Raw genomic sequence first — 25708 nt, forward strand, 5'->3', positions numbered from 1 at the left:
TAAAATCAATGAAAAAAGTCTGGTTACTGTTTTGGATAATCGTAAGTTCGATTACTGTGGCAGTGGTGTTATTTTCTAATGTTCAGAATCGAGCGACAAAAGCTTCCTATCAGGCAGTTGAAGTACCACTTAAGCCAGAAATTGAGTATAAATCTTACACTTTGCCACAAAGCGTAGTGCATACACTACTGATTCCGAAAACCAGCCGTTTTTCTGTAAAACCTGTAGTTTCGCCAACACTTGAACCTGTAGAAAATATAGCAGCAAAACACCAAACATTTGCAGCTATCAACGGTGGCTTTTTCGACCCAATGAACCAAAAAACCACTTCTGTTGTGATTCGAGAAGGAGCGTTAAATTTTTTATCTGAAACCCTTGCAGCAAGAGGTCTAGGCTTCAAAACTCCCAATTTAAATGCGTATCAGCTTACCTCCCTTGCTGTTTGGTAATAGACAGGCTTTGTATTGCTTTTAACATAAAGTGGATAGCGGGGATAACCTCTTTGGGTAATTCCTAAACAGTAGAGTTGATCGACAGAATCTATAAAAAATCTGTTAAATTTTATCCCTGTCCAAAACAACCGTTACCACATCTAGGGCAATTTTTTACCGTCTCACCCCGTCCTGGGCAAGTTCCACAATGGGGACAAATCTCCCTAATGCGCCCCGATTCTGGCACTTCATTGGACTCGCATAAAGCCGAAAGCTGATCTCGTCCTAACAATTGTTCCCGTGCCATCGCATGAACAGCGTAGGGAAGCATTCCCTTTGTTGGGGTTAGCGGCTTCATTTTTAACGGTTCAAGCTTTGGAACTTTACCACCACAATTACTACAGATTCGCCAGCTCCACTTAGCTTCGCAGTTAGGGCATTTGCCTTCATTATGCTGAAATTGCCCTCGTACACTACTGAGGTCATAACCACATACTGGACATAAAGAAGGATGAATACCAGACAGCAAATCTATGCCCAATGTATGAAAACGGAAAAACCTTTGAAATCGCTCCAATGTACTTAAATCCAAAGGACTAGCAGGCATCATACCAACACGACCTGAAGTGAAAACAAAGGACTTATAATCCTCTGGACTCATAAAGTTTTCACCAATGTTCAACATTCGCTGAATTGACTCTGATGCTACATTCTCGCTCATTTCCCTATCTCGCGGATCGCTTGGGTGTACCAGCAACACGGAAATCTGCATCCGATCGTTATTGAAGTTTCGCTGCTTGGGAACTTGATTGGTTTTGCTTGCTTGATTAATCCCAGCCTGATAAAGAGTATCTAAAGTCTTTTTGACTTCATCTTGATTGCCAAAGAGCGATCGCGCCACTGGAACTACTATCAGTCGAGTCCGAGTTGGATGAGATGATGTCGAGCGTTTACTACTAACAGGCTTACTGTTAACAGACTGCCAACTGAACTCGATATTAATATTAAACGTTTTGCGATCGGGCGGCTGTACTACTACAGTCCACCCCTCCCACTGTAGCGCCCGAGCAAAATCTAATTCTTGTGGAAAGTTCTCAGATTCAGCTTTTGCACTATCAAAGCCAATCCAACGCAGAGCTAACAGTACACAGCCATAGATATAATTGGCATAATCTAACTGGATGTCGCGCTGATTCTTACTTTCCTCTGCTAAGTTAGGAGAGCGTTGAAAGTTGTCGAGTATTTCCCACAACTGGCTAATGCGTCGATAGTCAGCATCCATCCTCAAAATGTTGGTCGGCTTTAGTGGTGATACCACATCCGGCTTACCAGATAAGTTTTTATAAAGAACAGAGTCTAAACAACTACTGATCTCAGCGTATAAAAGGCTAATCTTGTCTTTTAGTTCTCTGGATTTCTCGTATTGTTGCAAATAGTCTTGTTCATGTACCGTATCCAAATTTTCCCAAAGCAATCTGAGTCTCTGTTCTCGGAACTGATTGTACTGATAATTAGCAAATAGATTTTCATGTAACGTCTCAGTTTGATAGTAAGCCCGATCTATTTCCCGAAGTCGCTGCTCTAACCACCGTAGTAACCGTCTGATTAGCGTGGAAACCACGCGGTTCTCATATAAGTCTAGGGTTTCTTCGGGTACTTCACTTCTGATTCGAGCAGGAGTAATCCGAGTCGCAGTGCGAGATTGCCATAATTCCGGTCGAGATGCTAGATGATCGATCGCGTCTGGTGGAATACGTCTAGCACGGTCTATCGGCATAATTCGACGCTCGACCATTAGGGTACGTTTAGGTTTATTACATATTCTGATTAAAGAGGGTAGAGTTTGTGCGATCGCCTCGTCAAGTTTCAACACTTCTTCATCCATTAGGGAACTGCGAATAGTACCGGGAGAAAAAAACGGCAGACGCTCTAATTCTTCTTTTGATAAGCTAGGTGAAAGTTCTCTAGCTCTATCTGCAAATAAATGCAAAGCAGTTACCATCGCCTCATCAAGCAACGTCCGTAATGGTACCTTGAACTTATACCGCCCAATAACCATTCCTCCGGTTTGGGAAATCCGCACAGAGCAGTATCCCTCGGCATCAACTAAAATAGGCAAGTCGAGAGGAATTTCTTGCTGTCGAGTCAGAGCCTTGTCGTTGAGTACAAATTCAATTTCGCCGTCTTCAGAAGTGAAGGCAATGCGTATCCGGTAGTCATCAATGCTATCTAAATGATAACATTCTCCAGATTGAACATCTTCTAACTTCCCAGTCCAACGATTAAGTAAGGAAACAGTCACCATAGTCTACCGTTTAAATTTATTAATCTCGCCGTCTAGCAACTTCAGAGATATCGAAGCATTTCCCAGACGGGTCTTAGCAAAACTCTGTTCAATTGTATCTTTTACTTCTTGCAACCCAGAACGCACATTTGGATCGGTTCTATTTTGAATTTGCCAAAGTAACTTTCTAGCTATAAAGTGGTCTAACCCTTTGCCTAACGAACCCCCTGTTGCTCGATATGTAGGAAGAAAGATAAACAGTTGATCGAGTAAACGCTGTCCGTAGCCTACTTGGAAATATTCATGCAGTGCTAAACCAATTTCCTCAATACAACCTTTAGCGGCTTCTCCATCTGTATTGGGAAAACTTTCGATCGCTTTCTGTTTAGCGTTGTAAAAGTCTAAAATACTCAGATTAGCTGCTTCTGTAGGGCGTAAGTTCTCTTGTTGAAATGGTTCATCTATTTGCAGAACTTGAGCGCGGTCATATACCTTGCGAGTAATTTCATAAGTTGATTCATCTGTATTCGCAGTACCAATGAACCAAACATTATCTGGAATTGGTAGTTTCACAGCCCCATTTTTCAATTTAAGTCCTTTAGGAAGCTGACCACTTGTAGGATCGTGATTCAACAGTTCAACTTCTCTATCTTCTAAGCGACCTTCCATAATCGAAAGAAAATCGGCAAAATAGTATTCCACCCGCGATAAATTCATTTCATCTAATACAATGAAATAGGGATAATTTCGGTAACGTTCTGTTCCAGCTTCATAGAGCGCTCTCGAAAAAGGAGACTCATTAAAAATGCGAAAGAAAGAGTTGTAAGACCCTACTAAATCAAGTTTATCTCGCCAACTAGACTGCACTTCAATTCTGGCAAATTTCCCGCCCACTGCATAAGAAAAATATTCTGGTAAGCTAGTTTTACCCGTACCGCTCACACCTTGAATAATAATTAATCGAGAAGATACCATTGAAGCAATAAAAGCTTGAATTGTATGCTGATCATAATAATGAGCAAATAGCGTACTTTCGGCTTTTCCCTTTTCTAGTTCTTCGCGAGTTGGTAAATTCGCCATCCAAGCACGAGTTTGACGAGCCAAATCATTAAACTTATTAACAGTGACCCTATTAATGTTGTCAGTAGCATTATCAGTCTTACTATCCATTTCAGCAAAGTTACCAAATGCTTGAATTTTCTTATCTTTAAGATTTCCCAGCATCCGCTCTAAGTCTTCTATTTGTTCTTTAAGATATTCATTGAGCAACTTGAGCGTATCTCTTTCTTTACGAAGGGATTCAGTTTCTACTCTTTCTATTTGTTGCAGGCGGCGGATGCGTTCTAAATCATCAACCCTAGCTTGTAAATCCCGATACATTGCCTCGAAATCAATTGCCGCTTCAGCACGACGGCGCAATTCAGCAAGTTCTGCTTCTGAAGGATATTGGTCAAGAATTTGTTCATATTCTTGAAGCTTAGTCTCTAGTCGGGCATTCTCTTGGGATAGCCTTTCTGGTGAACCGGGTGCAGCTTGAAGAATAGTTTTACTTTGGTCTAGTTCTTTTCTAAGCCGATAATTTTCTTCTTGGATAACATCAAGCTGTTGCTGAATTCCTGTCTTTTCTGCTATTAAATGATTGACTGCTTCTTCTGAGTAATTACTTTCACGTTCCGCTAGCGATCGCTCCTTTTGTTGCAGCTTTTTCTTTTGTTCGGTAAGCCAGTTATTTTCATCTTCAAGGTCTTCTTCTTTGCGTTCAAGGTCTCTTTTTAACTTGCGAATATTCTCTTCTTTTGCTTCAATTGATTGCTGTTTAGCATCAAATTCTTTACGACGTAATTCTAATTCAGATTCTCGGTTTTGGATTTCTTGAATGGTTTGTTCTCTGGCTCTTTGGCGATGTTCGTTTGCCAAATTTTGTGCTTCTTCAATAATCTTATCAGCTTTGTTCTGAGCATTAGCCTCAAACTTTTGAGCGTCCTTGACTATTCGTTCTGCTTGTGTATTTGCAGTATTGAGAATTTTTTCTGCTTCCTGTTCAGCAGTTTTAACAATCCGTTCTCGCTCTGCTTCTATTTCCCGTTCTTTTTGAATAGCCCATTCCTGGCGAGCAGATGCTTCTAAGTCTTTAAATCCATTAATAGCTTGAGCTTCCTTAACTGCTAATTCCTGTTCTCTTTTGATAATTTCAGCTTCTTTGGCTTTAGATTCTTCCTTTTGTACCTCTAATTGAAATCCCAGTTCGTTAATTTTCTCTTGAAGTTTTTGTATTTCTTGAGACTGAGGAATAATAGCCGATGAATTTTGAGTCGTCGAAACAGTACCATCAGTTTTTATAGGAGTTTCAGGAACCTTAGCAGATGGTTGCAAAGGTTGGTTAACGCGAGTTGAAAATTTATTTTTTCTAGCCATTTCTACCTCTTAGTATAATTAGCTGATTGTCAAGCGCCACGCTTGAAGAACTAAACGGACAATTTGATACATCTTTTCGACTAAATCCTCAACCAAAATGATTGGCTCGTTGTGGCTTCCGCCTGCATGAGCGCCGAACTGGTTGCGATTTTGAGCAATTCGATCTGCATCTAACAAAAAAGTAGGATTTTCTGCTAGTAGATATTCAAGAATTCGTCTATGTAAGCTAGATTTTCGGCTGGCTGACAACAAAAATGTAGCCACATAAGGACGTAAGGAATCTTTACCGCCATTAATAACATTACGAATCGCCCCTAGTTTGGTACACAAAATTCGCTCGGGAATCTCGTTTATTCCACAAGCTTGAACTGTATCTCTCAGACATTGTTTTAAAGTATCCCCCCGTTTATAGGCTTCCCAAATATTATTAGGAATTGAATCAACTTGTAGTAAAGATATCATCAACTGTTCTAAAACTCTTTGGATTCGCGTAATGGTGGTATCTACCTCATCAAATCCACGTTCCAAAAGCAATCGCGACTGTTCTACCCGTTCGATTTCTTCCCAAACTCGCTGCCATAAACGATTGGGAGGTTGTCCAATTTCCAAAGCTACTTTATTGTAAACTTGGCGTGCTACAGTAACAGGCTCAAGATGGGGAGGTTGCTTAAGCTTCCAGATTTCACGGCTATAAGATTGTAAATGTTCTACAAGTTTCTTACCCTCTTCACATTGAGATGCGGCGAAGTTTAGCAAACGCACCCAACGAAAACCATCGGGAAGTCCAAAGGGACAACGGAGAGAGAACAAACCATCATAAGAGCCTTCAATTGTACAGGAAACTAACAAGTAAAAACGTTGCGATCGCTGGCTCAGAATACGCACTCGAAATTTTTCTAATTGTTCCGCTTCTTTGTCCTTCTTATTAGGTACTAGATTATCTAGTTCACTAATATCAGTAAATTCGCAGATATCGGCTTGGGTATTATCCGGGTCGTTAGTTGATTGAGCAATCTGAATTCGTTTGAGCAAACGACGATAAGTTTCTATTGCCGATATAACCTTAGAAGCATTAGGAGAGGGTGACTTTTGTCGTATCCAAGGAAGTTGAAAAGCTTCAGTAATATCTGAGCGTTGGGGGTCAGCGAAACGGAGATTTTCTGTATAAAAATATGGAAGTAATTCTCCGGCTGTTGCTTCTTGAAAAATCCAACCGTAGTTTGTTCTTTCCTCTTCTGCTTCACCTTCCTGGCTGAGAATTTTCTTGCCTGTTTCTGTCAGACGACCGTTGCTATCAAGATAATTTTGCTCCTTTAACTGCATCATCACATTCCAGAGACAATCTTTGTGCTGTCCCATTAATTCAGCTTGGTCTTGATGGCGTATAACTCCAGCACGAGCTAAACGTAGGGAAGTCAGTTGTAGGAAATCTAGCTGCCTAGTTATTATTTGAGGAGCCGCGATTCTCCATCCATAAACAGGCCATAAAATAAAAATAGTCTTTCGATTCTGATTCTGAGCTTCTTCTTGCTGAGTGAACCTGAGAATTCCCGCACCTTGCTCTAGCCTAGCGTTAGATTCTCCACCGAATAGAGGGCTGCTAGGTAAAGGTATGAGATTATCGGGGATGAATTCATCCTCAAAAAGTAACTCATCGTCGCCAAATTCAAGGGACATATTGTTATCTTCGCGTTCAGATATCTGCATACCCTTCCTCACTCCTACAGAGATCGATAAAAGCTTTTAGTGGCTCAGACCAAGGTTTACCATCAGGACGCATCCCAGCAATACAAGTGGCATCTCCTACTCCAATCAAGACACATCGAGCGCGACTAAATGCAACACAAAGCCGATTGGGTAATGCGGTAAAGCCAAGGCGCTGTTCAACAGATTCGTTCTGATTACTACGAACTGTGGAGAGATATACGACATCATACTCGCGTCCTTGAAAAGCATCGACAGTTCCAACTCGCACTCGTTGTTTTAAATGGTCAGGTAAACCGTTACGCCGATCGTCGATCGCCTCTTTGAGTGCTTCTTCTTGAGCGGAGTAAAATGCAATTACTCCCACCATTCCAGCGGGTTGACTTGGATCGAAGTCAGGATATTTTTCTTCAATTCGAGGTAAAATAAGGCGAAGTTCAGCCATAATCCGGCTAACTTCAGCAGGTCTTTCCCAACTAGATTTTCCAGCCCGATTTTCACCTCCTTCATTAGCTGGAACATCTAACCAAACAACAGGTTTTTGATTGTAAGCACCTGTGTAATTCGGTCGTGCTTCTGGTTTGACGAAGGTTGAATTAAGGGGGCTTTCTGTATAAAAGCGATCGCTAACAAATTTCCCAATCGTGGGGTGCATCCGAAACTGATCTGTCAATTGAGCCGTCCTCTCAATTCCATCTATTGCTGTTTGTTGAGGAAGAGATGCCCAGAGTCTTTCAAACAAACTCTTTCCATAAACTTCCCGTAGCTTTTCATCGCCTTCTTTAGCTAAACTCTGTTCAATTTCTCGCTCCAGCACATGGGGAAGTTGTTTGTGATCGCCAACTAGGATAATTCGTCGTCCTTTGACCATTGGTATGAGTAAATCTAGGGGATTTGCTCTTGCTGCTTCATCTACTACAACCAAAGTGAAAGTTCGATTATCCATTCCTAACCACTTTGAGTCGGCTTGTCCGCAACTGGTTGCTTGGATGGGAGCATATTTCCGAATAACTTCCCTAACGTTATTTGGATCTTCCTCTAAATCTCGCACAAATAGTTCGAGTGCTTCTTGTATCCCTTCTTCGCTTTGGGCGCGAACTGCCTCAATTTCCTCAATAGCTGCTAGGAGGCATTGTTCTATTTCCACGTCAGAAATATCCTGTTCAGCAATGGCTTGGGTGACAGGAATTTCCAGCAATTGTTGGCGAATGCCGATGCAGGCACTCTGTAAAGATAACCAAGGTTCCGAATAAGTTGTATTTTTTGCGTTCCAAGATACTGCCACTTCTACCGCTTCAATAATATCCGGTGAAAGGTTATCCAAATAAGGCTCTAAGAAACGTCGCAGTCGTCGAGCTTGCCGATTTCCATCGTCTTTAAAACTTTCTTCTGTGGTACATTGCTGATTGAGTCGTTGCTCTAGTTCATCTCTATCATCAGGATCTTCAATTACTGGCTGACTTTGTTTTTGAATGACTGGGGCAGTACTCGCAAGGCGATCGAGTTCAGAAATTCGCTGAACTGATAAAAAGCGTTCTGCTGCATTGCGAAAAGCTAAAAGAATTTCACGGGTTCCTTCACGTCCTCCTGCTGAGGTGCGCCAATGGGAGAGGTAGCCTTTAAGTCGATCAATCAATACCCGGGTTGGAGATGGTTCGGTTGAAAGGTGAGAACGAACTTTTTGGATAACTTGATTTCTCCAAGCTTGAATCATTTCAGAGCCTCGGTCTTCCCCTTTTTTGCCCCCTAGTCTGTCTACTGGAAGTCCAGCAATACTCATGCTAGCGATCGCATTATCTACTGCTTCATGCTGGAGACTCGTCACTAAAACTGTTTCCAGCACATCACTGGGATCTCGTCCTTCATTGAGCATCGTCAGTAATGCCTGAATAACTCTTGTTTTTCCGGTTCCAGGTGGCCCTTGAATCAGTGCAATATCTGGTGTACTCAGTGCAATTCTTAATGCTTTTTCCTGAGCAGGTGTTGGCCCAGTTTCACCAAAAATTTTGCGTGCAGCTTTAGTTAGTTGCTTTTTCTGACGAGGAATTGCTCTATTAAATGATTTACCTTCCAGAATTAGACCTAAATAAGGAAGACCAGAGCGTGCTGTTTCTAAAGTAGTTAGTGCTTTTTCACGCTTCTGAATTCGAGATTGTTCAAGAGCCATCGAGGGAGACATTTCTCCAGTTTTGGGGGGTTCTTGTTCGCCTTCCCAAACCAAAGTAAGGCGATGAGTTTTATGGTCATACCCTATTAATAATGCTTCAGGCATACTTGCGTTATCTTGTATGGTTACAGGAAGCCCGTCGCCTGAAATATGTTTGAGCCAAGGCGTTATGTTCGTAGAGCGTTCTAAGTCAAAAGTTAGTAAATTTCTACTGCTATCGTCACCTATAAAAGTTGCTCTGCCTTGGTATGCTAAAGGAGACAACAGGCCAAAACGCTCTTCTAAAATGCGATTTTCTTCAGTATTATACCGCTTCCAACTGGCTATCCAACTATCATTCTCCTGAACAACTTTACTCAAAGCAGAGATAGCTGCCGAGAGCATTGTGCTAGCAACAGTTTTGTCACAAAATTCTAACGGTTGGCGCATTAAATAAATAGCGCGATCGCTCAAGTTACGCCCTTGACGTTTCATTGCTTTGGCTACAATCTGCCCATCTTCTTGAGGAGCTAAATTGAGCGACCAAGATTTCCCTAATACAGAAAAACCTTTTTGAAACTCTGGATCTTTGGCACCTGATGTTACAAACCAATAGCCTAATTTATCAAGAATGAATTCTTCTTCTAAGCGGCGCTTGCTATCGTGAAAATTCTTCACATTACGCCAATTACGCATTACAACTGTTTCAATAAATTCATCAGTGAGAGCAACTTCTAACTGAACTGGAATCTCAGAGTTAGGTACATTAAAGGAACGCCCTTCAATTTCAATGTGCTTGTCTGTTGCTTTCATAATGCAGCCGACAATCAGAGTATGTCCTGATTGGAGTTCTGAAAGCAGTATTTTAGCATCGGTCGAATTTGGTTCAAGTTCAACGATTGTTTCCGAGTCACTACCGTTAGCAATTTGAAAACATAGAGTATCTTCGTCTATTCGCTGTAATTCAACAATTTTATCTTCCCATCGTTTCTCCCAGTTTTTTTCATCCCCTAGCTTAAAACTACCAACAATTCGTCGTGCTAAAAAACGCCCACTTACCAGTTTGCCGAATTTCAGGTCGAATAATTTCATAGTTTACCTCTCCTAAACGGATTTCGCACTTTTGCTCTAACACCTGAAGAGAAGTAAATTACCATTTGATCGAATAGACACACAGTTTCACCTTTAGTGTAAGTTTCTGGGCGTTCTCTATCATTATTAGTCTTCCAAACATCTTTGCTCAGGTTCTTAAGCCCATAAATTTTATCGCCGCTACTATTGAGTTTGAATCCAAACTGTGCAACATAGCCCGTAGCTTCGATATCACCATTTACTAAGCGTTGAGGAAGCATTCTCTGCCCTTTATCTAATACAAAGCGATGCGGTTTTTTGACTCTTTTAAGTTCCCTTATTTCATCTTCATCCAAGTCATCAATAGACGGATCTGAATCAAAGAAGCCAAGTTCGATAGGGCGATCGCTTTTTTCACCACACCAATCACAAACAAGTGAAGCTCCCCGGATATCTGGTAAATAGGAAGTAGCATTACATTTTGGGCAAAGTGCTGTTCGATCGGCAGCTTCTTCTAATGCACTTAACCATTCTTCGGGAGAAGGTCGCGCCCAAGGGTCTAGAACACCTGGTTCAAACGCCTGGATGCAAAGTTTTTGCAGTCTCGGAGTTAACACCTTCCCCCTTAGTAAACCAGGACTAGAGGATTTAGAATAATTATCTTTAGAATAAATAAAGGGAAGCTCACCCCGCAGAGCAATTTCCTCAAGTTCTGGCTCACCGTTTATTACTTCATCGCTAAAAAATGGATGGTTTAGCACTAACAGGTAGAAAATTGCTACTGCCAAAGACCAGCGATCTGAGGCATGATTAGGAAAACGAGACTCTTTTAAAAGTTCTGGAGCAATAAACTGTTCTGTCCCTATAACTTCCGCCAAGGAGGTTCCCGGAATAATTAAGTTATCAGGGTCGATGAGTTTAATAGATGTCGTTGTTGGATCTGATGGAACAAGGACGTTTTGCCAGGATAAATCCACGTAACATAAACCATTACGGTGAATTTGCTCAAAGGCTCTGGCTAACTCGGCGCAAATTCTTAAACGGCGACGTAACCCACCTGTTAAGATGTGCCAGTTGGGGTTGCGATCGCGTGGATGTGGATAAACTAAGTTAGATAGGGGGATAGAATCTTGAACTCGATCCATTACGTAGCCTAAATGTGGCTCATTTAAAACAGCGCGAGGCAATACTAAGGAACCTATGTCTAACTTCCGTCGTGTTAGCAGGTGAAGTTGTTTGCGAGTTTCATCAATATGTCTAGATTGCGGTGGTCGGCAAACTTTTACTAGAATACTGGCATCCTCAGTAGTAAATACGGCTCCTTGTCTACCTTCATTTAACTGCTCAATTAGCCTGTAGCGTCGCCCTTCGAGATCTCGAACAATTTCACCCGGTTTTGGAAAAGAGAATTTGACCACTGTTACCCCTCCACTTAAAATTCTAAATCGTCATCATTAAGCAAGTGAAGCGGTAAATTGCCAGAAGAATTGGGATTTCTAGCTGTTGAACGTGCCATCACTGACATAGTGACGAAGCGAAAGAAGTCCATCAACTTAAGCACCTCTGTCGCACGCACAACTGGAATTTCTGGATGGTTAACGAAAGTTTTAAGTACATCAAAGTCGCAATCATCACCAATACCAACAGCTAGACGAACGGCACGTCCTCCGCGATCGGATTCTAATAGATTTTGGAGCGGTTCCTCCCATTCATCATTGGGCTGACCATCACTAACTAGGACTATACTGGGCAGATAAGAACGTTTCGGCATCTGCTGCTCATCTTCCAGTAGCTGAAGAGCAATTTTGAAGGCGGCTCCCATAGATGTTGTGCCGCTGGCAGTTAAAGTAGGTAGATGAACGTCTTCTACAGGAGTTAAAGGGAGAAGTAGCTGAGCGTTACTGGCGAATGTAATGATGCTAGCGTGCAGATGACTACGAGTATCGTGTAAATCTTTGAATTTCTGGTGCATTTCAGCCAGTGCTGTATTGAGGGTATCAATCTTCTCGCCCTCCATACTGGTACTGACATCTGCCAGTACAATAATTGGCAATGGTCGTCTTTGTGGTAGGAAATCGTTAGGGTTGACTTGCATAGATGTGTTAATAGAGCTTTTTGAGCAGCAATCATATCGCTGTTTTATTAGCTACAAGGATGGAGATTGCTCCTCTACTTCTATGATTCCCGTTAAATTCCACAAAATTACTAGTCCTAAACTAAAATCTGACTTGGTAATTTGAGTGAATTTAGATGTCTACTTGTACGATCGCCAAACGCAGAGTACCAGAACTCAGGCTATCGCCTTTTATCTTGAACACAACTCTCGCCACTTGTTCTGATGCGCTGATTATGTTGTCAGCAACGCCCCACGATGGTCGTCCTGAGAGCTTTGCTAGCTTGATAAATATGCTTGACACAATAGCGATCGCTAAACTTTTTGGTTATCCGAAGAAAATAACCTTTAGGTGAGTGCTTGTTATTTTCCATCTTTGATAAATGGAAAATTTTCCATTAGGCTAAAAGGTAACAGTGGAAAAAACTCGCTTCCTCAATAGATTACCGTAGCACATTGGAGATAGCTCCGATAAGTCAGCTATCTCCAATGTGCCATAGGAATGACTAAACTGAACAAATTTTACTGCAAATGTCGGCCAGGTCAATGTAGCGATCGCTCACCTGACGCAGAGCAAAACTGGTCATGGAACCCAAACCAATTACCTCCACCCGTTTCCCCTGATCTTGCACTTCCTCTACCACCCACTCTAAGTCACCGTCACCGCTAACCAAAATTGCGGTGTCGTAACTGTTTGCTAGTTTCGTCATGTCCAGAGCAATTTTGACATCGAGATTGGCTTTCACCGAACCGTCAGCCCGTTTCACCAATTCTTTGGCGATGACTTGATAGCCGATGTGACGCAGGCAGGACAAGAAACTCTGCTGTTGAAGGTTGGCGGAATCAACCCCAGTGTAAAAATAAGCATTCGTGAGGCAATGACGACCTGTAAGGTAACTTTTGAGTTTTCGGTAATCAATATGAATGCCCAAGTGTCCGGCAGCATAGAAGAGGTTGGCAGCATCGATAAAGATGGCTACGCGGTTGGGTTTGATTGAGGTGGGGCGTTGCAGGACGAGAGGGGAACTCATGGCGATTACCTATCACGAAATCAGCTACAGTGACAATCTTGCAGCCAAGGGATAGGCGTTTCCAGAGCAGATCGGGTCAGAAAAAGTGAACCAATCTGACCTTTCAGATTAAGTTCATTGGCGGTTACGCTAGTGATATCCGCCACGAATTCATCAGATATCCCATGATGCGATCCAGTCAATCTAGAAGCATTCAGGCTAACTCGTTAGGACTCCAAAAACTGAAACAGACAAGGGCTTCGCAACGCTGTGATGATGGTAAGCGTTTAACTTACGAACGTCTCGCTGAAAAAGCGGGTGTTTCGGACGCAACTGTTAAGCGGTTTTTCGGGGGGAAAGCTGTTGATATCCCTTTTGCAGAATGGATTACTCAAGCTTTGGGCTTGAAACTGGCAGATGTTGTGGATGCTGATGAATTGGAATTACAGGACACCTCTTCCGCATCCACGTCAAAAGTGGTTATCGAGCGAGAAATATGTCAAGCACTGATTGCCGAGAAACGCCGATTAACAACGAATCCGCTGACCACTGGGGATGGTACAAGATTTCAATACAAGGATGTTTATGTCCCACTGGGTTTAGTGGAACGTAAACGACAGCCGAAACGCGATCGCCAGGACTCTCCTAAAGATGGCTCAAAGTTATACCAGCCAACAGAATACGAAGAAACTCGCAAGTTTGAAAATAACGAGTTTTTTGAGAAAGTTTTAGCTAAAGGAGACAGTCCCAAAAGTCAGGGTAAGCGTCTCGCTATCATTGGGGAACCGGGTGCAGGAAAAACAACGCTGTTGCAGCAGATTGCAGATTGGGTGTTTGATTCCACTGAAGACGAGGTAGCGATTTTGGTGTCTTTAGCCGAATTGGACAAGCGATCGCTAGAAGACTATTTGTTGAATGATTGGCTTAAAAACGCTTTCCGTGAGGTGGAAGTCACTTTAGAAATGAAGAAGGCTTTAGCGGAACTGTTCAACAGTAGGAGGGTTTGGCTACTGTTGGATGGGATTGATGAGATGGGAGTGCTTAACCCGTTGGGAGCGATCGCTTCCCAATTACGGGGCTTTTTAGCATCGGCACGGGTGGTACTGACTTGTCGGCTAAATGTGTGGGATGCGGGTAAAAATGCGCTGGACAATTTTGATATATATCGTAATTTAGATTTTTCTGAAGTCCAGATGGGAGAGTTTATCAGTCGGTGGTTTGCTAGTTGCTCAGAGTTAGGCGAACAACTCCAAATGGAGTTGTCTAAACCCGGGAAAGAACGAATTCAGGATTTGGTGAAAAATCCCCTACGTTTGACATTGCTGTGTCATTTTTGGCAGAAGCGACAAGGAAAGTTACCATCAACTAAGGCTGGACTATATCAGCGATTTGTTGAGGTATTCTATGAATGGAAACAAGAATATTTTCCGACAACTTTCAAACAGCGACAGGAGTTGAACCAAGCGCTGGGTGAATTGGCAAAACAGGCAATTTCTCAACCTTCTTCTCGATTTCGGCTTACCCGTAGCTTGGTTTTCTCGGTACTTGGTGAATATGATGAATCACTATCGAATTTGGCAATTAATTTAGGGTGGTTGAATAGGGTTGGAGTGGCTAAAGAAAACCCAGATGAACCTGTTTATGCTTTCTATCATCCTACTTTTCAGGAATATTTTGCAGCGTTAGCTATTAATGATTGGCTCTATCTTTTTAATCACGTTCCCGAAAATCCTGAACGGGGTACTTACCGTATTTTTGAGCCGCAGTGGAAAGAGGTAATTTTACTATGGTTAGGGCGTGAGGATTTAGAAAAAGAACAAAAGGAAGCATTTATAAGAGCATTAGTTAGTTTTGAAGATGACTGTGAATCGTTTTATCAATATCAAGCTTATTTTCTGTCAGCCGCGGGAATTGCAGAGTTTAAGGGCTGTAGTATTGCCGATGAAATTGTATCCAATATTGTTAGGTGGTGCTTTGGGTATTTTGATGATGAGAAGCAAGAGTGGATAGAATATCTTTTTCCAATTGAAGAGGGGGCAAAGCTAGCACTGTTAGAAACAGATCGCAGTAGAGTAATCACAGCGTTACTGGAACTCCTCCAAACTGCTGAAGCTGTAGATATCTATTGGCAAGTATCTCAAACCTTGGTACAAATTGGCATGGGTAGTCAACAAGTAATTACGAACTTAAAAAAACTTATCGAGACAACTAAAAATGAAGAGTTCTGTTTGACATTGGCTGAAACCTTGGCACAAATTGACCCTGAAAATCATATATTGATCGACACACTAAGGAGACTGATCCAAAAAACTAGAAATCGAGAAATTATGATAGACGCTGCTAGAATTTTGGGAGAAATTGGCACAGGCATTGAAGAAGTAATCGAGTTGCTTGTGGAATTTATACACATTTATATTGATGATTATATTGATGATATCCCATTTAGTATCAGTAGTTTGCATCAGATGAGTAAGCAAAGTGACAAGGTAGTTATAGAACTGGAAAGACTTATCCAGTCTTCTAATGATGAATCTACTCGTATGCAAGCAATTGAAATCTTGGAAGAAATTGCTCCAGATAATAAAACCATGATTGCAGCATTAGTACAACTAACATATAGAGCTATTGATGAAAAAATGCGTGTACAAGCTGCAAAAAGCTTAGGAAAAATTAATCCATGCCATCCAAGGGCAATTGTAACATTGGTTCAACTAATGCAAATGGCTAAGGATGAACAAGTTCGTCTTGAAGCTGCGAAAAACTTAGGAAAAATTGGCAAGCATAATCAAACAATTATTTCTTTGCTTGCGTGGCTGATTCAGTCTTCTCAAAAGAAATTTATACGTAAGTTAGCAGTTATCGGCTTAGGGGAAATTGGCATAGGCAACGAAAAAGCGATCGCCGCTTTGATAAAGCTTATTCATACAGATGAAGATGAATATATCTGTATAGAAGCATCTAAGATTTTGGCAATAATAGAGCCTAACAATGAAACAGCTATTACAAGTTTTTTCTGTTTAATTCAGACTACTAAAGACAAGAAGCTTTTTGTTGAAGCAGCTAATAATATTGGAGAAGTTTATATAGGAAATGAAAAAGCGATTATAAATTTAATAAAAGCTATCCACGCTTCAGAAGACGCATTTAATCGTATGATATTAGCTCTTACATTGAATAATATTGATCGGGGTAATGAAGAAGCAATAACTGCGCTGGTAGATATCATCCATACGACTAATGATGTATTTATAAGGATCAAGGCAATTGAATATTTAGGAATTATTGCTGAAGGTAATGAAAAAGCAATATCGGCACTGGTAAATTTAATTCATACAACAGAGAATGAATCGCTACTGTACAGAGCTGCTTCTAGTTTAAGGTTAATTGATCCAAGCAATGAAATTGTAATTAATACTTTGATTAAACTTTTAAATACAAAAAAAAGAAGAACTTACCTATCTCCTCGTGAGTTTAGGTGGAAATATAGGCCAAAAAATATCCGAGGAGAAACTGTTTTTAAATTGATAGACAATCTAGATAATGAAATATATAAAAAGGATTTTGAACGTTTCAGTTTGAGCTATGAAGTTATGTGGCACTGCGCTCAAAATAGGCCCTATCTAGATTTCTACAAAGCTTGGCAGAATCAACTTACTACTCATCCAGAAATTTTAGAAACCTCTACCACGCATAACCTTTTCATCACCCAAAACCTTATAGTAAATCTACCTCAAATTCTCAGAGCAACTATTCAAACTGAACCCATATTGAACCAAAATACTCAACTAATTTGCATTGACACCAGTAAATTTATTGATCCAAATAATCCATCTGCAAAAATTTACACCGAAATGGTTAAACAAGACTGTCCTAAATGCTCAGATGGTACACCCAAAACTCTGCCCGAACTTCAAGCTTATTGGGATTTGTTGATGCTGGAAAGCGAAAAGTTCCTCATTTTAATCTTCTACGAAACCCTAACGGTTCAACCGGGGCAAGGAATGAGTGAAATATTTCTTAACGCTTTGAGCAAATTTGAAGGAGCGATCGCGCTCATATCTACGCAAACAAACCACTCGCTTCAAACTTTCTCACCTAACCAACCCAAATTAATTGAAAATATTTTGGGTTGGATGAGAGCAATTACCTTGGAAAATTAACTCCTTAATACTAAGGATAATCAAAGCAGCATCTAAGCGATCGCACTACCTCGCATTACTTCAATCATCCCATCGCCACTGCCAACAAATCCTCAAACAGCGGGTCGCCGAAACTCATCAATCGTACTGAAGACATCTCATCAAATACCTCTGGATAAAAGGTAACAGAGTAATTACGACCTTGATAAAAAAGTTGCCAAGTACGTTCCTCCGCCTGCTCAAATTTAACACCGCAAGCATTTAATAATGTAGAAGTGGTAAATAATTGCTCGATCGCTTCTGGCAGAATAGGAGACGCAGGAATTGAAGTGCAAATTTCTGCCAAGTCTGCGACAACATCCATCGCCACCATTTCATCTAAAGCAGGACGCAAAGGAGGAGTATCTAAAATATGTTCAAATTCAGCTAGCAATACCCCTTCTTCTTCTGGATCTGCACTCATTGCTGCTTGTTCAATAAAGGTTGGTACAGAAGCTAAAATCGGTTGTAAATTACCAACAACGGTTTGGAAAGCATTGATGCGATCGCGCAATTTCCGATACACTTTTGCTTCTACTGTACCATCATAATAAAAGTTGTGAATTCTGACAGTTGGATAAACTTGTCCGATGCGATCGATCCTACCAATCCGCTGTTCTACTCGCATCGGATTCCAAGGCATATCGTAATTAATAAGTACGCCACAAGTTTGCAAATTCAAACCTTCGGAAGCTGATTCTGTACACAGAAGAATTTTGATTTCACCTTCTCTAAATCGACGCTTAATCTCCTCTTTAGCAACTAAACACCAGTTACCATCTGCCAAAAGTTCGCCACCTCTGCCAGAATAGCAAGCAACTTGAGAACCATACAATTTAAGTAAAGCATCTCGCAAGTAATCCATCGTATCGGTGTATTGAGTAAAAACGATCGCACTTTCCCGTTGACTCAATTCTCGACGCGAAATAGTAATAAAATGAGAAAGTTTGGTATCTTCACCTGTTGTTTCAAATTGCCGTAGTAAGTCCTCTAAATATTGGATTTCTTGCGGGTCTACAGGTTCCATATAGGATTCTAAACCTTCAATTACAGCATCATCAGCATCATCAATATCGCTGAAATCATCTTGAGTTAGACTCGAACCCATACCAGTTATCAGAGAATCGAGTCGTCGTTGCAATGATTCTTTAATAGCGTAAAAAGAACTGGTCAAACGCTTGCGATATAAGGTCATTAAAAAGCCTAAAGCTTTGCGATTCTGTTTTTGAGCTAAACGATAGAAATGACGCACGTAATCGCTTACAGCCACGTATAAAGGGATTTCGCGATCGCATTCCAAGGTAATCGCATTGTCCTGCACTTCGCGCCGGGGGATGTCGCGGTCTAAAAGTCCTCGCTGGTAATATTGCCGTAGAGTGTCGCGGGTGTGGCGAAACATTATATCTTTGAGGGGAGTATTAACGGTGAGATATTGGCGAGAGGTAGTGATGAAGGAATCATCAGCTAAATATTGTTTGAGATTGACGAGTTTTTGACCTTTTTGCCAAATATCTCGGATGCGGTATGCTATGAGGCGATCGCTCTTTTCTAAATATCCTTGTAATCTAGAACAAGGTTGACCACCGCGTTGAAAGTAATCGGTAGACATTTGTTGCCAAAATTCCAAGCTGTAGTGGTCGGGAGATGCAGTTAAAGAGGCAAAATAATTGCAGAAATTATCGCCATAAGACCAATGTCCTTGCATTCCTAATAAGTTAAGTAAGTCAAAAACTTCAATAGGGTCAATTTGCATTGGGGTAGCTGAAAGAAGAATTAAACTGCGAGTTTTTTCTTTCAGTTGTTGCATTAATTCTAATAATCGATTCGGGGTTTCTTCGCGATTTTGCGGACTCTTGCGACGGGCGTGGTGGGCTTCATCTAAAATGATTAAGTCCCAAGGATTAGCATCCAGCAGTTGTTGCATTCGTTCAGTTCGCCGCACTAAATGACTGGAGGCGAGAATCAGGTTAGTTGTATTCCAGGGATTAGTTATTATTGATTGATTGTTATTTGTTAATGGTAAACCGTAGGGGTCTTTAAATATACCTTGGTTGTAACTCCAAAAGTGCAGGTTGAATTTCTCTCGCAGTTCTTCTTGCCATTGGGGTTGAACGCTAGCAGGCGCTAAAATTAGAACTCGCTTTACTTTTTGGGAAACGAGTAAGTAACGCAAAATTAAACCTGTTTCAATGGTTTTACCTAAACCAACTTCATCGGCAATTAGAAAACTGTGAGGGAATTTTTGAGCAACTCGTCGTAATATTTTAATTTGGTGAGGCCAAGGAGAAATAGGAATTGACTTGAGGCAGAAGTCTAAGCAGCCTGGATGTTGATATAAATTAATCAGTTGTTCAAATCCCGATTTTTCTTGCTGACATTGTTCATTTATAAGAGTTGTAACAACTGGTTTACTTATTTCTTCAATTACAATATTGTTTGGTTTATCTAATTTTCTAATACTTGGTTTTTGGGATAGAGGTCTGTTATCAAATTCGACTCGTTTATCCCAGGTTGGTTTAGTCGCTGGCGTATAACGTAATAACTTTTTCTGAACTGCTTCTGGAACTTCAAAAACTTGCACGTTGGGGGCTAAATTGTGCCAAAGTTGTTCAAAACGAAAAATTTCTTCCTGAACTCGTTCTAGTTCTCGTCCCTCTTCCCAAGCACAATAAACATGGAAAGATTCAACGTTTTTTTCCCAACCGCCGAGGGATTCATTATTGGAACCGCTAAAGGCTAATTGGTCGCCATTGACATCAGTAAAAATACCAACTTTTTCATGGAAAATGTGATTAGGGTCTAGTTGGGCGTGGCTATCTTCTGGAATTCCATTTAACTTAAGGGGAATGGCAATTTTAATATCCAGGTAGCCGTTTTGAATTAGCCAACTAAGGATTTCAAAATGTTTCAGTTGGGCGAAATTTTCGGGTGGTTTAAGGTCGGTGTCGAGGCGGGTAAGAAGGGCATCTCTTAACTCGTATCCTTGTTGGATAGCTTGCAAATCTTCTGGGCTAAATTGGCAACCCATGATTAGTCGCATTCGTCCTTCTTGATGCAGCATTGCACCTAAGCCACGCGCTACTTTACTGAGAATAGCACTGCTGAAAAAGCCGGATTTGCGGTCATATTGAATAGCACATTCCAAGGCGGGAATATAAAAGTCAGCAATGGGGTTATTTTCATTGCTAGAATAACTAATGCGCCAAGTTCGTTCCCGTAAATATAAAGACATATTTTATTTGATGAAAGTAGTTTTTGTTAGCGGTTAACAGTTAACCATTAACTAACCTCTTTTGTTGGAATTTTTTCTGCGGTAAGAGTGACAATTTTTCCATCTTGCCAAATAGTAATCGATTCGCCCAGCTTTCGGTGCTTTTCAATAGCTTGGGCAATTGCCTGTTTAATACCTGCGTCGATTTGTTCTGATAGTTTTTCGGTTTCTTTTTTCATGGTTTAATCCTCATTAATTTTATTCCAAATAGATGGGTAATAAATTATTGGATTTGAATTAAGCGGACATTCTGCTACTAATTCTGGAATAGAAGTAGAATTATCGTAAACAATCCATTTATCACATAAAGGCAGATATAGTTCAATCAGGTTAATACGTCCTCTTTCATAGCGACGGCGGATAGTTTCTTCGGGAATGTTATGACCTCCGCTTTCAACCCGTCTTCTTACCCGTTCTATAGCTAATTCTGGGCTTTGCAGCCAGAAATAAATTAAATTAATTACATAACCTTTATTTTTACAGGTTGTTAAAAATCGGGCATAATTCCGAGCCGATAAGGTGGATTCAAAGGCGAAGTCAGCACCCGCATTTGATAGTGTTTCTAAGCGTTGTAACATTAAACGTCCTGCTTGTATGGCAACTGATTCAGGGTGAAAGGGGGAAAGTCCTTTAGCAATTTCATCGGCGTTGACATATTCAAAAATGTCTAAGAAGTTGGGTAATAGTTGCATGGCTGCTGTTGTTTTACCCGCACCGTTTGCACCTCCGATAATAAAAAGGTTTGGCATATCTGTCTCTTTTTTCCTCAGCGAGCAAGATGCTCGCACTACTCAGCCAATATTTTCTCATAAAATAGCAACAAATTAGGGAATTTGTTAGACTTATGTAGAGAAGAAAAAGGAAGTTAAACAAAATGACAAATATTCAATCGATAACAACTGCAATAACATCCCTTTACGAACAGGATTTTTATCTGTGGTTACAGACAAATATCAATTTATTAAAAGAGGGAAAATTTGCCCAAATAGATTTAGAAAACTTACTAGAGGAACTGGAAAGTATGGGGAAAAGCGATAAAAATGCTTTAAAAAGTAATTTAAGGGTACTTTTAATGCACTTACTCAAGTATAAATATCAGCCGGAAAAGCGAACAAATAGTTGGGTCTACACTATTATAGAACATCGTATACGCCTGGGAGATGCTTTCAAAACCAGTCCGAGTTTATATCGTTTTTTTGAAGAGATTTTTAATGAATCTTATCAAAATGCTAGGAAACTAGCCGCAGCTGAAACAGGTTTATCTATTGAAATATTTCCCCCTGAGTCTCCCTTTACTGTGGAAGAAGTACTTAATGCTGATTTTTTACCTTCACAGAGCAATGATACCGAAAATATTGAATAGACCTCTCCAGAAATTAAAGTTGCGTTGTCTGAAACCTTTGTAGAGACGTTGCATTCAACGTCTCTACAATCTTTTTTGGAGAGGTCTAATAGTTAACTGTTAACCGTCACCCAAATCTAAATCCAAACTCAATTGTCCGTATTGCAACGGTAACTCTAATTGTTCCACCACAACTTTCGCCTTAATTTCATCCATTGCTAACCACAAATCTAACAAGGCTTTTTCTTCTGGGATGCGTTTCTTTTCATCTCCAATTCGGGGAATTACTTTCAGCGCGACTTCAATTGTTCGCATGAACATATCGTTGCTGACTAACCCGGTAGCTTTCATAAAACGGCGGACGGGTTGGATGCTTTCTTCTTCTAAATAAATGGCGATAATCGCATGGAGTCCATCGACTAAATAGCGGGCAGAAAATTCCTGTTCGTTGATGGAAAAGGCGCGTTTTTTGAAGCGTTGTTGGGGGGTGAGGAATTTGCAAGTACCGCTGGCGGAGTCGAGAAGTTTGTAGGTTTTGGCTAAGTCGGAAACGTTGAAACCGCCAATGGCTAAAGCGAGTTGTCTGGCTTCATCGAAGGGGAACTCTCTGGCGCGGAAGGCATCCCAGGCGAGGAGATACCATTGGGTTAAGGGGTCAAACCCGGCGGTGTCGGTTTGGGCGAGTTTGCGGAAGCGGTAGGAAGCTATGGCTTTTCGGGCTTCGGCGAAGGCGACTTCGGGGCGGACTTCTTCGCCGCTACTGTCGAGGATGGGGTAGGAACGGCTGAAAACGTTTAAGGCGGGGCCAAAGGCGCTGAGGTAAAGGTCTATTCCGGTGATGTCGTTGGCTTCAAATTCCGGGGCGCGTTGTTCGACGAGGTTGGCGACTTCGGGGCGCAAGTCATCCCACCAAGCTTGTTCGGCGTTGGGGTCGCGTTTGCGGCAAACTAAAAGGACGGTACTGGAGACGGAGTTTTTCTGGGCTTGGTGCAGGTTTTGCGGGTTTTCGGTGCTGACGGCCCATGATGCGGTAATCTCAAAGCCTGCATCGATGAGGGATTTGGCGAGGACATCCCACGCGCCGGACTCTTTGTGGTTGAATTGAACGGTCATTACGCCGTCGTCTCGCAAAACGCGATAATATTCGGCGAAAGCGAGTGCCATTTTTGCTTCGTAGTCTCGATTGGCGAGGATTTCTGGAGATTCGCCCATGTTGCGGAAGCGGGACGGGTTGGCTACGGCTTCTCGGTCTTTGTCGGTGAGTTCTAAATAGAATAGGTTGGGGAAAATGTCGCCTAATGTGCGTTTTAGCCAGACATAGAAGAAGTCTGAAAGTTCAGCATATTGAATGGTGGCATAGTAAGGTGGGTCTGTGATAACGGCATCGATTGAGTTATCAGGAATGTGATACAAGCTATCGGCTGATGCTGCTTCAATTTGTATGGTTTTGGGGTCGTATTGTTCAATTCCTGGTAAACCTGTTGAGTGAGGTTTTGTACCGAATAATCCACAAAGGCTTGGATAATCTGATACAACTTTTTCAGCACACCACTGCCATAAACGTAAACTACCATTAACTTCTGGATAATTCCAAATTAAGTTTAAAGTATGTTGTCCTGAAGCACCTTCTATTTTGGGACCCATTGTATTAACATGAGCTAGCCGACAATTTACATCAATACATCTATCGAGTACTAAAGCTAAATAAGTGCTTATCGCTTCTGCTTTTTCTGACTCATAATCAGCTTGCATTAACGCTTTAGCTTCATTAAGAATTTCAACATAAGTTATAAGGGTTAAAAGCTGACGCGGGTTAAAAAGTTGATTCCAACTTCTGATCCCTCGGTTATAGCATCTAGTATCTTGACCTTGCAAAAGTGGCTCATTTGGAAGCAAACCTGAATCCTCATAGGTTTCTATAAAGATTTTGACTTTTTCAATGCTTTCTATATCTAATTTATTGGGCAACCTAAATTCTAAGTTACTTGCTCCTTTTTTATAAGCAACCGCGTAAAGTAAATAATCAAAATTATTTGCCAATAGTTTTCCATCGATATAATTGCTTTCAACTAAATGTCCGCAACAGAAGCATTTACCATCACCTCTGTTGATTGTAATCATCATATCTGGATCATACTCACCCTCATCAGTTACAATTGTTGTTCCTTTCCCTTTTCTTCCCTTAACCAATTCAAAATCAACTCGCTTCTTCTCAAGGTTAGGAATTGGTTTCACTGCATACCAATTACTTGTGACTTTTCTCTCTTGTCTCTTCCCAGCATAATTGCTAGTTTTACTCAACCACCAATTCGGACTCAACGGAACAACTGACTCACAACTCGGACAAACAACCGTATGCGCCCATAAATAATTCTGCACCGTTTCCCCCGGTAAAGAAGGGAAAAACTGGGCTAATCTTTTCTCCGCTTCATCCCCTACCCACTTCACCCATTTATCAATATCCTCCTGCAAATCAGGCCCAAATTTCAGCGGATATTCCATCGCCGCTTTCATCGTCACCACCGCCACAGGATTCAAATCAGAAGCTAATACATTTAACCCATATCTCGCCGCCTCAAACGGAATACTTCCCCCACCCGCAAACGCATCTAAAATCGTCGGTGTGCGAGTTCCCCAAACTTTCTCGCAATAATCCTGCACCTTCTGAATTCGCACCGAAGACGGCGGCGTTTTGTAGAGTTTTACCTCTTTTCCCGGTTCCAAACCTAACAGATATTTAAACTCTTCCATCGTCACATCTGCTGGCAAAATCGAACCCAACACGGAAGCGCGAGAAAAAGATAAAGGTTTGCGCGAATACCAGCGATGCAGTCCCTTAAATGGGTTTCCACCATGTTCGTAATAAACTTGCTCGTTGAGCAGTTCTACTGGCATAATTTTTTCGATGAAAACTGGGGGGCGTTTGGATGGGTTCATGTTAATTGTTATTTGTTAACGGTTAACGGTTAGCTGTTAACCGCTAACTAATTGATTACGGGTCTGAAAAAACAGCATCAAAGATAGAACGAGAAATCCTAAAATTAATGCTGAGTAATTTTTGATAAAAATAATTTTTATCAACCATTTCAATTTTACCCTCTTGAGCCAACTTTTTGAGAATTGCTAAAGTTCCTTTAACATTTAGCCCTAAAGTGAGTGCTGCTTTCCGCGCAGCTAAGTCGTCCAAGATTACAAAATCTGCTTGCAGTTCCGTTGCTAGAGCGATTGTTTCTGATTCACCCAGTCCCAAGCTAGAATTAAGACGGTTAAACAAAGAAGCTAAATTAGTTGCTTTGACGATAAGCTTTTGATTGGCAATTAGAGGAACAAGTGCTTGGTTAATTTCATCGCTTTTTGCTTGAATCTCAGTGAGGACAGATTGTGGTAAATAAAACTCATCACTTGTTTCGATAAATAACTCTAAAAACTGCAAGCGTACTAGAAAAATTATTGGCGACGAGTTAATTACGATTTTCACAATATTTACCAAACCTTTTCTCGTTCAATATCTTCAGGAGAGAGATAGGAGAATTCAATTCCCAGTAAATCTAAAATTTGCAATAATGCTTCTGAGTCAAGATTCATTACTTCAGCAGCTTTCCTCAAACTAATTATTCGCGCTGTCAAAGCTCCCAGAACAAATAAAAACTGTTCTTTTTGTTCGCGGTTGGTAAATATTGGTAAATTTTCCGCTATTTCTTGTAAAGGTGTTGTTGTAGTCATTTTTCTTTTGGGCTTAATTC

The 25708-nt window shown here is 41.1% G+C and carries 16 protein-coding genes and 1 pseudogene; 4 read left to right on the plus strand and 13 right to left on the minus strand.

Annotation, left to right across the window (positions count from 1 at the left end; all coding sequences use genetic code 11):
* The first annotated feature begins 8 nt into the window (after window positions 1-8).
* Window positions 9-449 carry a hypothetical protein gene (locus tag ACE1CC_RS21635; protein WP_413272508.1) on the plus strand — a complete coding sequence of 147 codons (441 nt, stop codon included), beginning with the start codon at window positions 9-11 and terminating at the stop codon, window positions 447-449.
* 112 nt (window positions 450-561) lie between these two features.
* Here the strand turns inward: ACE1CC_RS21635 and ACE1CC_RS21640 are convergent, their stop codons facing one another.
* Genes ACE1CC_RS21640 through ACE1CC_RS21665 form a run of 6 tightly spaced genes read right to left on the minus strand, consistent with a single transcriptional unit; the run spans window position 562 to window position 12146 of the window.
* Window positions 562-2736, minus strand: a complete 2175-nt coding sequence (locus ACE1CC_RS21640; RefSeq protein WP_413272509.1) for a DUF2357 domain-containing protein — start codon at window positions 2734-2736, stop codon at window positions 562-564.
* A gap of 3 nt (window positions 2737-2739) precedes the next feature.
* The gene (locus ACE1CC_RS21645; RefSeq protein ID WP_413272510.1) at window positions 2740-5130 is read right to left on the minus strand and encodes a hypothetical protein; all 2391 of its coding nucleotides are present in this window, start codon (window positions 5128-5130) and stop codon (window positions 2740-2742) included.
* An 18-nt stretch (window positions 5131-5148) separates the two neighbouring features.
* Window positions 5149-6837 carry a hypothetical protein gene (locus ACE1CC_RS21650; RefSeq protein ID WP_413272511.1) on the minus strand — a complete coding sequence of 563 codons (1689 nt, stop codon included), beginning with the start codon at window positions 6835-6837 and terminating at the stop codon, window positions 5149-5151.
* Entirely contained in the window at window positions 6824-10072 is a 3249-nt protein-coding gene (locus tag ACE1CC_RS21655) for a DEAD/DEAH box helicase (protein ID WP_413272512.1), read from the minus strand. The genes ACE1CC_RS21650 and ACE1CC_RS21655 overlap by 14 nt, the downstream gene beginning before the upstream one ends.
* Window positions 10069-11469 carry a protein kinase domain-containing protein gene (locus ACE1CC_RS21660; RefSeq protein WP_413272513.1) on the minus strand — a complete coding sequence of 467 codons (1401 nt, stop codon included), beginning with the start codon at window positions 11467-11469 and terminating at the stop codon, window positions 10069-10071. The genes ACE1CC_RS21655 and ACE1CC_RS21660 overlap by 4 nt, the downstream gene beginning before the upstream one ends.
* 14 nt (window positions 11470-11483) lie before the next feature.
* Window positions 11484-12146 carry a vWA domain-containing protein gene (locus ACE1CC_RS21665; RefSeq protein WP_413272514.1) on the minus strand — a complete coding sequence of 221 codons (663 nt, stop codon included), beginning with the start codon at window positions 12144-12146 and terminating at the stop codon, window positions 11484-11486.
* 227 nt (window positions 12147-12373) lie between these two features.
* On the opposite strand from ACE1CC_RS21665, the pseudogene ACE1CC_RS36895 reads away from it, so the two are divergent.
* Window positions 12374-12502: pseudogene (locus ACE1CC_RS36895) on the plus strand (DEAD/DEAH box helicase); the annotation flags it as partial.
* Between the two features lie 168 nt (window positions 12503-12670).
* Here the strand turns inward: ACE1CC_RS36895 and ACE1CC_RS21675 are convergent.
* A complete protein-coding gene (locus ACE1CC_RS21675; RefSeq protein WP_413272516.1) occupies window positions 12671-13195 on the minus strand; it encodes a LabA-like NYN domain-containing protein in 525 nt (174 codons plus the stop codon).
* 164 nt (window positions 13196-13359) lie between these two features.
* Here ACE1CC_RS21675 and ACE1CC_RS21680 point away from each other — a divergent pair, with 164 nt between their 5' ends.
* Window positions 13360-17334 carry an NACHT C-terminal alpha/beta 1 domain-containing protein gene (locus tag ACE1CC_RS21680; RefSeq protein WP_413272517.1) on the plus strand — a complete coding sequence of 1325 codons (3975 nt, stop codon included), beginning with the start codon at window positions 13360-13362 and terminating at the stop codon, window positions 17332-17334.
* Between the two features lie 64 nt (window positions 17335-17398).
* Here ACE1CC_RS21680 and ACE1CC_RS21685 read toward each other — a convergent pair whose 3' ends face one another.
* From ACE1CC_RS21685 to ACE1CC_RS21695, 3 genes are read right to left on the minus strand one after another with little or no spacing between them, the layout of a single operon-like run.
* Window positions 17399-20584 carry a helicase-related protein gene (locus ACE1CC_RS21685; RefSeq protein WP_413272518.1) on the minus strand — a complete coding sequence of 1062 codons (3186 nt, stop codon included), beginning with the start codon at window positions 20582-20584 and terminating at the stop codon, window positions 17399-17401.
* A 47-nt stretch (window positions 20585-20631) separates the two neighbouring features.
* Window positions 20632-20802, minus strand: a complete 171-nt coding sequence (locus tag ACE1CC_RS21690) for a hypothetical protein (RefSeq protein WP_413261385.1) — start codon at window positions 20800-20802, stop codon at window positions 20632-20634.
* Window positions 20803-20805: 3 nt separating this feature from the next.
* Entirely contained in the window at window positions 20806-21372 is a 567-nt protein-coding gene (locus tag ACE1CC_RS21695; RefSeq protein ID WP_413261384.1) for a zeta toxin family protein, read from the minus strand.
* Between the two features lie 125 nt (window positions 21373-21497).
* Between ACE1CC_RS21695 and ACE1CC_RS21700 the strand changes: the two genes are divergently transcribed.
* Entirely contained in the window at window positions 21498-21986 is a 489-nt protein-coding gene (locus ACE1CC_RS21700; RefSeq protein WP_413261383.1) for a DUF29 domain-containing protein, read from the plus strand.
* A gap of 99 nt (window positions 21987-22085) precedes the next feature.
* Here ACE1CC_RS21700 and ACE1CC_RS21705 read toward each other — a convergent pair whose 3' ends face one another.
* Genes ACE1CC_RS21705 through ACE1CC_RS21715 form a run of 3 tightly spaced genes read right to left on the minus strand, consistent with a single transcriptional unit; the run spans window position 22086 to window position 25688 of the window.
* A complete protein-coding gene (locus ACE1CC_RS21705; RefSeq protein WP_413272519.1) occupies window positions 22086-24902 on the minus strand; it encodes a DUF1156 domain-containing protein in 2817 nt (938 codons plus the stop codon).
* 55 nt (window positions 24903-24957) lie between these two features.
* On the minus strand, window positions 24958-25443 hold the full coding sequence (locus ACE1CC_RS21710; RefSeq protein ID WP_413272520.1) for a DUF3368 domain-containing protein: 486 nt from the start codon (window positions 25441-25443) through the stop codon (window positions 24958-24960).
* A 5-nt stretch (window positions 25444-25448) separates the two neighbouring features.
* On the minus strand, window positions 25449-25688 hold the full coding sequence (locus ACE1CC_RS21715) for a hypothetical protein (protein WP_413272521.1): 240 nt from the start codon (window positions 25686-25688) through the stop codon (window positions 25449-25451).
* Window positions 25689-25708 lie beyond the last annotated feature (20 nt).

Origin of the sequence: Floridaenema aerugineum BLCC-F46, assembly GCF_041929345.1 — a bacterium.
Taxonomy (GTDB): Bacteria; Cyanobacteriota; Cyanobacteriia; order Cyanobacteriales; family Aerosakkonemataceae; genus Floridanema; species Floridanema aerugineum.